Origin of the sequence: Marinobacter sp. ATCH36 (assembly GCF_023555055.1) — a bacterium.
In the GTDB taxonomy this organism is placed as follows: domain Bacteria; phylum Pseudomonadota; class Gammaproteobacteria; order Pseudomonadales; family Oleiphilaceae; genus Marinobacter.
This window is the reverse complement of the sequence record NZ_JAMJPL010000007.1, coordinates 113,978-126,533: the sequence shown is the minus strand read 5'-3', so window position 1 is coordinate 126,533 and position 12,556 is coordinate 113,978. Positions and strand designations below refer to the sequence as shown.

The 12,556-nt window shown below is 56.5% G+C and carries 9 protein-coding genes and 1 pseudogene; 5 read left to right on the top strand and 5 right to left on the bottom strand.

The annotated features are described in order from the left end of the window. Window position 1 precedes the first annotated feature (1 nt). Window positions 2-1,735: a proline--tRNA ligase gene (locus M8010_RS17545; protein ID WP_250094010.1), complete on the bottom strand. Its 1,734-nt coding sequence runs from the start codon at window positions 1,733-1,735 to the stop codon at window positions 2-4. Between the two features lie 108 nt (window positions 1,736-1,843). Here M8010_RS17545 and M8010_RS17540 point away from each other — a divergent pair, with 108 nt between their 5' ends. Both M8010_RS17540 and M8010_RS17535 read left to right on the top strand, forming a co-directional pair. Beyond that, window positions 1,844-2,272: a PaaI family thioesterase gene (locus M8010_RS17540; RefSeq protein WP_250094009.1), complete on the top strand. Its 429-nt coding sequence runs from the start codon at window positions 1,844-1,846 to the stop codon at window positions 2,270-2,272. 9 nt (window positions 2,273-2,281) lie between these two features. Then, on the top strand, window positions 2,282-2,896 hold the full coding sequence (locus tag M8010_RS17535) for a TetR/AcrR family transcriptional regulator (RefSeq protein WP_250094008.1): 615 nt from the start codon (window positions 2,282-2,284) through the stop codon (window positions 2,894-2,896). A 4-nt stretch (window positions 2,897-2,900) separates the two neighbouring features. Here the strand turns inward: M8010_RS17535 and M8010_RS17530 are convergent, their stop codons facing one another. Then, complete coding sequence (locus tag M8010_RS17530; protein WP_250094007.1) at window positions 2,901-3,398, bottom strand: Lrp/AsnC family transcriptional regulator; 498 nt, start codon at window positions 3,396-3,398, stop codon at window positions 2,901-2,903. Between the two features lie 145 nt (window positions 3,399-3,543). Between M8010_RS17530 and leuA the strand changes: the two genes are divergently transcribed. Next, window positions 3,544-5,244 carry a 2-isopropylmalate synthase gene (leuA, locus tag M8010_RS17525; protein WP_250094006.1) on the top strand — a complete coding sequence of 567 codons (1,701 nt, stop codon included), beginning with the start codon at window positions 3,544-3,546 and terminating at the stop codon, window positions 5,242-5,244. Window positions 5,245-5,323: 79 nt separating this feature from the next. Here leuA and M8010_RS17520 read toward each other — a convergent pair whose 3' ends face one another. The 3 genes and pseudogenes from M8010_RS17520 to xseA all read right to left on the bottom strand — a co-directional run bounded on the left by M8010_RS17520 (window position 5,324) and on the right by xseA (window position 9,223). After that, complete coding sequence (locus M8010_RS17520) at window positions 5,324-5,536, bottom strand: cold-shock protein (protein WP_137434736.1); 213 nt, start codon at window positions 5,534-5,536, stop codon at window positions 5,324-5,326. A 348-nt stretch (window positions 5,537-5,884) separates the two neighbouring features. Further along, window positions 5,885-7,783: pseudogene (locus tag M8010_RS17515) on the bottom strand (propionyl-CoA synthetase); the annotation flags it as partial. Between the two features lie 84 nt (window positions 7,784-7,867). Beyond that, window positions 7,868-9,223, bottom strand: a complete 1,356-nt coding sequence (gene xseA / locus M8010_RS17510; RefSeq protein WP_250094004.1) for an exodeoxyribonuclease VII large subunit — start codon at window positions 9,221-9,223, stop codon at window positions 7,868-7,870. Window positions 9,224-9,437: 214 nt separating this feature from the next. On the opposite strand from xseA, the gene guaB reads away from it, so the two are divergent. After that, window positions 9,438-10,901, top strand: coding sequence for an IMP dehydrogenase (gene guaB, locus M8010_RS17505; RefSeq protein ID WP_250094003.1), 1,464 nt, complete (start codon window positions 9,438-9,440; stop codon window positions 10,899-10,901). A gap of 65 nt (window positions 10,902-10,966) precedes the next feature. Beyond that, on the top strand, window positions 10,967-12,544 hold the full coding sequence (gene guaA, locus M8010_RS17500) for a glutamine-hydrolyzing GMP synthase (RefSeq protein WP_250094002.1): 1,578 nt from the start codon (window positions 10,967-10,969) through the stop codon (window positions 12,542-12,544). Window positions 12,545-12,556: the final 12 nt, after the last annotated feature.

The window sequence follows — 12,556 nt, the reverse complement described above, 5'->3', positions numbered from 1 at the left end:
CTCAGAGTCCGTTGCGGGGCGAGGCGCTGATCAGGAATGGAAGTGCTTCCGTCAATGGAACATCCTGCTTGTCCTCGTCGCGGCGGCCCTTGTATTCCAGAGTTCCCGCGGCCAGGCCCCGCTCAGACACCACGAAACGATGGGGTATGCCGATCAGTTCCATGTCTGCAAATTTCACACCCGGCCGTTCGTTGCGGTCGTCCAGCAGAACATCGAATCCGGCCTGACGAAGTTGTTCGTAGAGCTTTTCACCGGCTTCCATTACCGCTGGTGACTTGTGGGCATTCAGCGTCACGATCGCCACTTCAAACGGTGCAATGGCCTCAGGCCAAACGATGCCCTTGTCGTCATGGTTCTGCTCAATGGAAGAGGCGACAATCCGGGAAACACCAATGCCGTAGCAACCCATTTCCAGAATCGCGCTCTTGCCGTTCTCATCCAGCACAGTAGCGTTCATGGCCTTGCTGTACTTGTTGCCCAGTTTAAAGATATGGCCAACTTCGATACCGCGACGGATTTCCAGGGTGCCCTTGCCGTCCGGGCTGGGGTCGCCTTCTACCACGTTTCGCAGGTCTTCCACCCGCCCAATGGGTACATCCCGTTCCCAGTTTACGCCGGTCAGATGGTAGCCTTCCTTATTGGCGCCGCAGACAAAGTCCGCAAGATGCGCGGCGCTGCGGTCAACAATCACCGGGACTGGAAGATTCACCGGCCCTATGGAGCCGGCCTTGCACCCGATGGCCTGCTCGATTTCTTCGTCTGTCGCCATGGTCAGCGGCTCGGCTACGCCTGCAAGCTGTTCTGCCTTGATGTCATTGAGGGTATGGTCGCCCCGCAGGATCAACGCGACCAGGCTGCTGTCGCCGTTTTCATCTTCTTCGGCCTTGACCATCAGGGTCTTGATGGTAGCGCTGGCGTCGACATTGAGGAAACCGGCAACGGCTTCAATGGTACGTTTATCCGGCGTTGCCACCTCGGTCATGTCCTGCGAGGGTGCTGGCCGCTCACCAGCAGGGGCGATGGCTTCAGCCTTTTCAATATTGGCGGCGTAGTCGCTTTCGGTGCTGAATACGATGGCGTCTTCGCCGGACGAAGCCAGCACATGAAACTCATGGGAAGCGCTGCCGCCAATGGCGCCGGAGTCTGCCTCCACCGGGCGATAATCCAGCCCCAGGCGATCGAAGATCGCACAGTAGGTGCGGTGCATGACCTGATAGGTTTCGTTCAGGGACTCGGCAGTCACATGGAACGAATAGGCATCCTTCATGATGAATTCCCGGGCACGCATCACCCCGAAGCGTGGGCGACGCTCATCCCGGAACTTGGTCTGGATCTGGTAAAAGTTTGCCGGCAGTTCCTTATAGCTCTTGAGCTCGTTACGGATGAGGTCGGTGATCACCTCTTCGTGAGTCGGCCCGAAGCAGAAGTCGCGGCCATGGCGGTCATTCATTCGCAGCAGTTCACCACCGTATTGTTCCCAGCGACCGGATTCCTGCCACAACTCCGCGGGCTGCACGGCAGGCATCAATACTTCCTGCGCGCCGCTTTTGTCCATTTCTTCCCGCACGATACGCTCCACCTTGCGCAGCACTCTGAGCCCCATTGGCAGCCAGGAGTAAAGTCCAGCGGCCAGTTTGCGGATCATCCCGGCTCTGAGCATCATCTGGTGGCTGATGATTTCGGCATCTGCAGGCGTTTCTTTCTGGGTGGCAATCAGGTAACGGCTTGCTCGCATTGTGTTATCCGTAAACAGTTGAAATGGGATTCTTTATTTATCACATGGTGAACGCTATTGTACGGAGCCATTACCGCAAGGTACAGATACACATACGGAGACTCGTGAATGACCCTGACAGCCGCTGAAGTCGAAGCAGTAATTCGCGCTGGCGTACCGATGGCAGACGATATCGGTTTTACCGTCGACGAAGCCGGGAATCGGGGTTACGCCCGCACCCGCCTGGTGTTTTCGGAAAGGCTGATTCGCCCTGGAGGCACGCTTTCTGGGCCGGTGCAGATGGCCCTGGCGGATGCATCCATGTATGCGGCAGTGATGGCTGCAATAGGCAAGGTGGAAATGGCGGTTACCAGCAACCTGTCGATCAACTTTCTGATGAAACCGGCGCAGGCGGATTTGATCGGTGAGGCCACGGTTCTGCGTATGGGGCGGCGGATTGCCTTCTGCGAAGTCAGGCTGCTGTCGGGGGAAGGGGATGATCAGCAACTGGTCGCACACGTCACTGGCAGCTATGCTTTACCATATAGCCAAGACTGAAGAAGGAATATGACCGAAGCAAGTATCGACGTGACACCCCGCCGCCGGCCCGTTCAGGCCCGTAGCCGGGAGCGTGTTGACAGCATCCTTAGTCACGCTGCGGCGATCTTTCACGAGGTTGGTGTCGACGCTACCAGCATGTCTGCTATTGCCCGGCAGTCGAATATGTCACTGGCCTCTCTCTATCGTTACTTTCCCAACAAGACTGCCATCGTAAAGGCCATTGCCGAGGAGCACGTCAGGAAGATGGAAACTGCGTTGCGGGACCGGCTTCAAACTCTGGACCTGATGGATGCGGTGGACGTGCTGATCGATCAGTTCTACGAGTTCTACCGGACAGAGCCGGCATACTCAGCCATCTGGAGCGGTGTTGAATCCATACCGGAGTTGCGGGAACTGGATATCCGCGAGCTATACAGTCACGCCAGCGATCTGGATGCCCGTCTGAGACGGGAGTGCCCCCACATACCGGACGGCAGGCGCTGGACGGCAAGCCTGATGTTGCCACGGTCCGCCGGCACTATTCTCAGGCTCGCGACCACCCTTCCGGATGATCAGGCTGGTTTGATGATCAGTGAACTCAAGAGCATGGCGCGCGCCTACCTTGCGGAGTTGGTCAGCTAGCCGGTCAGGAAAGATACCCCAGCGGCAGTGCCGTACTGTCGATCACCCGCCTTAACACGAAACTTGAATGCACGCCGCTGACCCCCTGAATGCGCGTAATCCGGTTCAGCAGGAAGTGGTGATAGTGGTCCATGTCCGGCACCACAACCTTGAGCATATAGTCTGCATCCTGGCCTGTGATCAGATAGCATTCCTGAACTTCGGGATACTCGCCGACCTGTTTCTCGAAGGCGGCGAAGCGCTCGGGGGTATGGCGGTCCATGCCGATCAGAATGATGGCCGTTAACGAAAGCCCCAGTTTCTTGTGGTCGAGTATGGTTACCTGCCGGACAATGACCCCGGCCTCTTCCAGTGCGCGAACCCGTCGCAGGCAGGGGGAAGGGGAGAGGCCCACTTTATCGGCCAGTTCCTGGTTGGTCAGGGAGCCATCCTGCTGCAATTGTTCCAGGATTTTGCGGTCAATATTGTCGATCTTGACAAGGGTTTTCGGCGTATTTGACATAAAATGCCATATCTTTTGTCTAAGTTGAAATTATATAGCTATTGTCCTCCCGCCGGCGGGAAAAAAGCAATCATTTTCCCCAGCAGACGCGTTATCCTGATTTAGAGTTAACGAATCTCCAGTAAAACAGCAAGGAATCACCCCAATGGCATTCGATCATCGTAAATACGTTGCATTCACGCCGGTGGCAAAAACCGATCGCCGCTGGCCCGACCAGGTCATTACCACCGCGCCGCGCCTTTGTGCCGTGGACCTCCGGGATGGCAACCAGGCCCTGGTTAAGCCGATGTCAGTGGCACAGAAGCAGCGTATGTTCGAGCTACTGGTCAAGCTGGGGTTCAAGGAGATCGAGATCGGGTTCCCGGCCGCAAGCCAGCCCGATTTCGATTTCTGTCGCAAGCTGATTGAAGAAGACCGGATTCCCGAAGATGTGCACATCCAGGTATTGACCCAGGCACGGCAGGAACTGATTGAACGCACCTTTGAGGCGCTGAAAGGCGCTCGCAAGGCCATTGTTCATGTATATAACTCCACCTCTACGGTCCAACGTGAGCAGGTGTTTGGTATGGATCGGGCCGGAATCAAAGACATTGCTGTAAACGGTGCCCGTATCGTCAAAGCCAATGCGGAGAAATACCCGGACACCGAGTGGACCTTCCAGTATTCACCGGAAAGTTTTACCGGCACCGAGCTGGATTACGCGGCAGAAGTGATCGACGCCGTCAACGACGTCTGGCGCCCGGACCAGGGGCAGCCAGTAGTGATCAACCTGCCAGCTACGGTCGAAATGGCCACGCCGAACGTATTTGCCGACCAGATTGAATGGATCTGCGATCATGTCCGTTACCGTGAGCATATATGCATCAGCGTACACACCCATAATGACCGTGGCTGTGGCGTAGCCGCAGCGGAATTGGCAGTGATGGCCGGGGCTGACCGGGTGGAAGGCACGCTGATGGGCAATGGTGAGCGTACCGGTAATATGGACCTGGTGACGATGGCCATGAACCTCTATTCCCAGGGCGTGGATCCCACCGTAGACCTGTCAGGTATGGCCGAGATTACGGATGTCGTGGAAGCCTGCACCGAAATATCCACCCATCCGCGCCATCCATATGCCGGTGAGCTTGTATTCACGGCATTTTCCGGCAGCCACCAGGACGCCATCCGCAAATGCCTGTCGAAGCGCAACGACGGCGATACCTGGCATGTGGCTTACCTGCCTATTGATCCCAGCGATCTTGGCCGCCGGTATGAAGAGGTGGTTCGTATAAATAGCCAATCAGGCAAGGGTGGTGTTGCCTACGTGCTTGAGCGTGATTACAACATCAGTCTTCCACGTTGGCTGCAGATCGAGTTCAGCAAGCTGGTCCAACGAGAAGCAGAAACCAATGGTGGCGAGATAGACTCGCTGACCATTCACCGGCTGTTCGAGGACCGTTATCTGAGGGTGATTCGTGCCTGGGAACTCAGGTCTTACGACCTGCACCGCGATGACGAAGGTGTTGCTGCTACTGTCAGCATTGGTCCCGCGGAAAATCCCGTGACTCTCAAGGGGCATGGCCTTGGTGCCGTGGAGGCGGTGTCAGCGGCGCTTGAAGCAGAATATGACTTGTCGCTGGCGGTGGAAGCCTACGATGAATTTGCACTTGGTGAGGGTACCAACGCCAACGCACTGGCTTGTATCCGTGTGACCGTCAACGGCAGGCACTGCAGCGCGGCGGCGCTGGCGGAGGATACCACCTCGGCCACACTTCAGGCATTGTTCTCAGCCGTTTCCCAGGTTGTCGGCGAGGATCACCAGCACAGGCGTGCCAATGCAGAGGCAGCTGAGGCGGGTGTTTGACCAAGAAAAAAGCCGGCGGCTGCCGGCTTTTCCATATTCCCTGTGCCCGTGAGGGGCATAGGGCGGGGTCGCATAACCCTCAGACCGGGGTTACGTTTTCCGCCTGAGGACCTTTCGGCCCCTGTGTAACGGTAAACTGCACTTGCTGGCCTTCGGTCAGGGTGCGGAAACCGCTTGAGTTGATTGCACTGTAGTGAACGAACACGTCACTGCCACCGTCCTGGGCGATGAAGCCAAAGCCCTTTGACTCGTTAAACCACTTTACGTGGCCTGTTTTTGTATCATCTGACATTGATCTTTCCTGTGTTTCCGAGATTTTTGCCCTCACGGGACCTTCGGTACCCCTGTGGATTCATCCGCGGGATTACCGATGCTGCAAAAATCCAGAAAGTACTGAGGAAGGGGCAACGAAGAGCACTTCGGCAGGACGTTGGAGCGCATTCACCAAATACCGCTGTATTTTCACAGCATTTTCAGTATAGACCGAGCTGGGAGTGCGTCAACGCTTTTTTTAGCACTTTATTCAAGTTTTTTAAGCCGCAAAAACAACAAGTTGTAATAAGCTTGTCTCCAAACCGGAGCTCCGCCGGGTGGCGGAACTCCGGTTTGGAGCTCGTCCGTTGTGATGAGGCGTTGTGGATCAGCGTTTGAGTTGCTGGCTGATTTCTTCCAATATCGCAGGATCGTCAATAGTACTGGGCACGGCATACTCTTCACCGTTGGCAATCTGACGGATAACCCGGCGCAGAATCTTGCCTGACCGTGTTTTCGGTAGCCGCTCTACAACCAGGGCCCTTTTAAAGCAGGCAATGGCGCCGATTTTCTCGCGAACCATTTCAACCAGCTCGTCTTCAAGTTCATCGTGATCGATGGTTGCTCCGTCCTTGATGAGCACCAGTCCGATCGGAATCTGCCCTTTCATCTCATCGTGAGCACCGACAACACAGCATTCGGCAATGGCTGGATGCGAGGCAACAACTTCTTCCATTTCACCAGTTGAAAGCCGGTGCCCGGCCACATTGATCACATCGTCGGTTCGGCCCATAACGAACACGTAACCTTCATCGTCGATATAGCCGCCGTCACCGGAGCTGTAGAATCCCTCAATTGGATCCAGATAGGTCTTGCGGAAGCGGGAATCATCGCCCCACACGGTCGTCATGCACCCAGGGGGCAGCGGCAGCTTGACGGCAATCTGGCCCTGCTCACCGGCTGGGATCTGGCTACCTTCCATATCCACTACCTGAACGTTGTAGCCGGGTGAAGGTACAGTGGCAGAGCCCGGTTTTGTTTCCATCATTTCGATGCCGACCGGATTGCAACAGATTGCCCAGCCGGTTTCGGTTTGCCACCAGTGGTCAAGAACAGGCAGGCGGGTGTGTTCTTTCAACCATTCGTAAGTGGGTGGGTCCAGTCTTTCCCCGGCCAGGAAAATACGTTTCAGGGAGCTGATGTCATAACGCGACAGTTGATCAGCCTCGGGATCTTCCTTGCGAACGGCGCGGAATGCTGTGGGTGCTGTAAACAGAAGATTGACGCCATGGTCGCGAACTACGCGCCAGAAGGCTCCGGCGTCCGGTGTTTTTACCGGTTTGCCTTCGTAAAGGATGGTGGTGCACCCGGCAAAGAGTGGGGCATAAACAATGTAGCTGTGGCCAACAACCCAGCCCACGTCCGACGCCGCCCAGTAAACGTCACCCGGGCGGGCATCGTAAACCAGGTTCATACTGTACCGCAGTGCCACGGCGTGGCCGCCGTTATCACGGACAACGCCCTTGGGCTTGCCAGTAGTGCCGGAGGTGTAGAGGATATACAGCGGATCAGTGGCCTTTACCGGTACCGGGTCGACGGGGCTGGCCTGGGCCATGAGCTCGCTCCAGTCGAAATCCCTTCCTTCTTTAAGTTCGGCACGCACCTGAGGGCGCTGGAACACAATGCAGCATTCCGGCTTGTGGTCTGCCTGGTCGATCGCCCTGTCCACCAACGGTTTGTATTCGATAACCTTTTTGACTTCGATGCCACATGAGGCAGTAATGACAGCTTTGGGTGTGGCATCATTAATGCGAACCGCCAGTTCATGAGAGGCAAAGCCACCGAACACCACGGAATGAATGGCGCCAATGCGGGCGCAGCCCAGCATGGCAATCAGGGCTTCCGGTACCATGGGCATGTAGATGATCACCCGGTCACCCTTGGCGACTCCCCGGTCCTGAAGCGCGCCGGCAAAGGTTGCCACTGCACGCGTCAGTTCATTGTAGGTGTAGGTTGCGGTGGCGCCGGTAACGGGGGAGTCATAGATCAGTGCTTTCTGTTCGCCACGGCCAGCGCGGATGTTGGCATCAAGAGCGACATCCGAGGTGTTCAGGACTCCGTCCGGGAACCACTGGCCATGGCCGTTTTCAGTCGGCCGCCAGATGGTCCGGGGTGGCTCAATCCAGTCAATGGCAGACGCCTTGTCGCGCCAGAATTCCTCAGGCCTGTCGATGGATTGCCTGAATTCGGAGTGGTAGTCCATAACATCCACCTCGTAGCGTTGTTGTTGTGTACGGCATGTCTCACAACTGTAAGCGCTTTGCGATGCAGGACTACTAGACCATAGGCTAAGTTTCTGTCTTTTTGACGGTTATTGGTCGTCGGAATTGACTGAAATCACATTTGCTTCAAGCTGCCCGCTGGCAACTCGGGCGGTGATTTTCTCTCCGGGCTGGACGCTGTGAGCATTGCGAACAATACTGCCGTTCTCCTGCTGAACGATCGCATATCCGCGACCAAGTGTGGCCAGGGGGCTGACGACGTGGAGGGTCTGGCCGACATGTTCCAACTGCTCGCGCCGCCGTGTGATGGTTTCTCTCGTTATCCGGAACAGTCGTTCGGCAAGCTGGCTGACACTGACCTGCCGGTCGCTGAGCTGTTTGATCGGGGACTGCATTGCCAGGCGCTGGTCAAGATGGCTGGCCTTGACCCTGTTGCGTTCAATCCGTTGGGCCATGGCTGTGCCCAGTCGCAGGTCCAGTTCATCCATGCGCTGGGCTTTTTCCATGAGTTCTCGGCGCGGGTCCCTAAGCCTCGCAGACAGATGCTCAAGCCGGGTCTCCATACGTTTGAGTGCACGGCTGGCTGCCCCGGCCAGTCGCAGTTCCCTCTCCCTGAGCTGGCGTAGCCAGTCGTACTGATCTGGTGAGATTTTTTCAGCGGCAGCGGAGGGTGTCGGTGCGCGAAGGTCTGCTACGAAATCAGCAATAGTGACATCCACTTCGTGGCCTACCGCGCTCACCGTTGGCAGGGGACATTGCGCGATGGCCCGCGCTACGGCCTCTTCATTGAAACACCAGAGATCCTCAAGAGAACCTCCTCCGCGCCCTATAATCAGAACATCGGCAACGCCGTGGCGAACTGCCCGGTCTATGGCTCGAACGATGTCAGCAGTAGCGGCTTTGCCCTGAACCGCCGAGGGGTAAAGGGTAATCGGTATCGCCGGGCATCGTCGCGCTAGCACCGTGAGAATATCGTGAATCGCGGCGCCGGTAGGCGACGTAACTACTCCTATATGCCGGGGCGTCGTGGGTAGTGGCTTTTTGCGAGCCGCGTCAAACAGTCCTTCCAGCTGAAGTTTCTGCTTCAGCTCTTCAAAAGCCTGTTGCAGCACCCCCAGGCCCGCCGGTTCGATGTGCTCGACAATAATCTGAAAGTCACCGCGGTTCTCATAGAGGGTGACTTTGCCGCGGATGCGAACCTGTTCGCCTTCTTTCGGGGCTTCTTTTACACGCTGATTGAAGCCCCGGAACATCGCGCAGCGGATCTGACACTTGCGGTCTTTGAGGGAAAAATACCAGTGGCCGGATGAAGGCCGGGACAGCCCGGATAATTCGCCTTCCACCCAGACCTGCATGAAGCTGGCCTCAAGCAAGTGGCGGGCCTGGTGATTCAGCTCGCTGACACTCAGTGCCCGGGGCCGGGAATCCTGAAAACCGCTGTCCAAAGGAGGTGCTCCATGTTGATGTATACGCATAAGCCGAAAATGGGGGTAAAAATAACGAAAATTCAAAAAGATGCAAGCCAGCGGTTAAACAACGCCGGTTTACTGTCAACCAAGGCCCATTTATAATAGGTCGATTAAGGATTTTGCTTTGCCATGCCCTTCAGGATGTGGCATCGCGATCCTCCAATCTAGCACGTTCAAAAGGCGGATCCCAATGCTGCGAATTGCCGAAGAAGCCCTCACATTTGACGATGTACTGCTCGTTCCCGGACGCTCAGAGGTCCTTCCTCACCAGGTCAGCCTGCAGACGCAACTGACCAAAAGTATCACCCTGAATATTCCGCTGCTGTCCTCGGCCATGGATACCGTGACTGAAGCGGAGCTGGCCATCTCGATGGCACAGGAAGGTGGCATCGGTATCATGCACAAGAGCATGTCGGTTGAGCAGCAGGCAGCCGCGGTCCGTAAAGTGAAGAAGTTCGAAAGTGGCGTGGTGAAAGATCCGATTACCGTTACCCCGGACACCACGGTTCGCGAACTGGTCGATATCACTATGGCCAACAATATTTCTGGCCTGCCAGTGGTGGATGGTCGTGATCTGGTTGGCATCGTTACCGGCCGCGATATCCGGTTTGAAAGCCGCCTTGATACCCCGGTATCCGAAATCATGACTGGCAAGGAAAAGCTGGTGACTGTTAAGGAAGGGGCAGATCTCGAAGACGTCAAAGAGTTGCTTCATCGTCATCGCATCGAGAAAGTGTTGGTGGTCAACGACGAGTTCCAGTTACGTGGTCTGATCACGGTAAAAGATATCCAGAAAGCCAAGGATTATCCGCTGGCGTGCAAGGATGATCAGGGCCGCCTCAGAGTGGGTGCCGCGGTAGGCACCGGAGCGGATACAGAAGCCCGCGTGACCGCACTGGTAGAAGCCGGCGTTGATGTCATTGTGGTCGACACCGCCCACGGTCATTCCAAGGGTGTGCTTGACCGGGTTCGCTGGATCAAGCAAACCTTCCCTGAGGTTCAGGTAATCGGCGGTAATATTGCCACTTCGGCTGCGGCGATTGATCTGGTGGACGCCGGCGCAGATGCCGTTAAGGTGGGTATTGGCCCCGGCTCCATCTGTACCACCCGCATTGTCGCCGGCATCGGCGTGCCGCAGATTACCGCGGTATCCAATGTGGCGGCAGCAATGAAAGATTGCGGGATTCCCGTGATCGCTGACGGTGGCATCCGCTTCTCCGGCGACATCTCCAAGGCCATCGCCGCCGGTGCCCACAGCGTCATGATAGGCAGCCTGCTGGCAGGCACTGACGAGGCACCGGGCGAGGTTGAGTTGTTCCAGGGGCGTAGCTACAAGGCGTACCGGGGCATGGGCTCTATTGGCGCAATGGGCAAGGGTTCCAGTGACCGTTATTTCCAGGATGCCAGCAAGGGCACTGAAAAACTGGTTCCAGAAGGTATCGAAGGCCGTGTGGCCTGCAAGGGGCCGATGCGTAATATTGTCCACCAGTTGATGGGCGGGCTGCGGGCTTCCATGGGTTACACCGGCAGTGCCACCATGGAAGAAATGCGTACCAAACCAGAATTTGTTCGCATTACCAACGCCGGAATGCGCGAGAGCCACGTCCACGACGTGACCATTACCAAGGAAGCTCCCAACTACCGCATCGGCTGATTATTGTCGTTCCAGGCGCGGCTCAGGATATGAGCCGCGCTTTTTCTTTCTGATCCGAGGATTTCATGGCCCACAATATCCACGACCACCGCATTCTGATTCTCGATTTTGGCTCCCAGTACACCCAGCTCATCGCACGCCGCGTTCGGGAAATCGGTGTCTATTGTGAGGTCAAGGCCTTTGATATTACCGATCAGGAACTGAAGAATTTCAATCCCAAGGGCATTATCCTCGCCGGTGGGCCGGAGTCGGTCACCAAACTCGGTGGTCCGCGGGCACCGGAAGGGCTATTCGAACGGGGCGTTCCTGTCCTCGGTATATGCTATGGCATGCAAACCATGGCAGAACAGCTCGGCGGCCGCGTGGCCAACTCGGAAAAGCGGGAATTCGGTTACGCTCAGGTCAAGGTGCGCGCCAAAGGGCCCTTGCTCCAGGATATCACCGACCATCTGACCCCCAGCGGCGATTCACTCCTGGATGTGTGGATGAGCCACGGTGACAAGGTGGTGGTCATGCCGGAAGGCTTCGAGCTGCTGGCATCCACCGAAAGCGCGCCGATAGCAGCCATGCAGGATCTTGCCCGCAACCTCTATGGTGTGCAGTTCCACCCCGAAGTGACTCATACCCTGCAGGGCAAACGCATTCTCGAGCACTTTGTCCTCAATATTTGCCAGTGCGAGGCACTGTGGACTCCGGCAAGAATCGTGGACGACGCGGTTCAGCAGATTCGCAACCAGGTGGGCGATGATAAAGTGCTGCTCGGACTATCCGGTGGTGTCGATTCCTCGGTTACCGCGGCACTCCTGCACAAGGCGATTGGCAGCCAGTTAACCTGTGTATTTGTGGATAACGGCCTGCTGCGCCTGCATGAGGGTGATCAGGTCATGGACATGTTCGCCAACAACATGGGCGTTAAAGTCATCCGGGTGGATGCGGAAGACCTGTTCCTGTCCAAGCTCAAGGGCGTTGATGATCCGGAGAAGAAGCGCAAGATCATCGGCAATACCTTCATCGATGTCTTTGATGATGAAGCCGCCAATATCCGTGATGTGAACTGGCTGGCCCAGGGCACGATTTACCCGGACGTGATCGAGTCTGCGGCCTCCAAGACCGGTAAGGCCCACGTTATCAAGTCTCATCATAACGTGGGTGGTCTGCCGGAAACCATGAAAATGAAGCTGGTGGAGCCCCTCCGTGAGTTGTTCAAGGACGAGGTACGCCGCATCGGGCTTGAGCTTGGCCTGCCTTACGACATGGTGTATCGCCACCCGTTCCCCGGGCCAGGCCTGGGCGTGCGGATTCTGGGCGAGGTAAAGAGGGAATACGCGGAGATACTGCGCCGCGCTGACGCCATCTTTCTGGAGGAGCTTCATCGCGCTGATTTCTACCATAAGACCAGCCAGGCTTTTGCAGTTTTCCTGCCGGTCAAGTCAGTCGGTGTCGTAGGTGATGCCCGTCGCTACGAATACGTTGTGGCATTGCGGGCGGTAGAAACCATTGATTTCATGACAGCACGGTGGGCGCATCTGCCGTACGACCTGCTGGAAACGGTATCCAACCGCATCATCAATGAGATCGAGGGCGTGTCCCGGGTCACCTACGACGTCTCCTCGAAACCTCCTGCAACCATTGAGTGGGAGTAAGGGAAGTGAGAG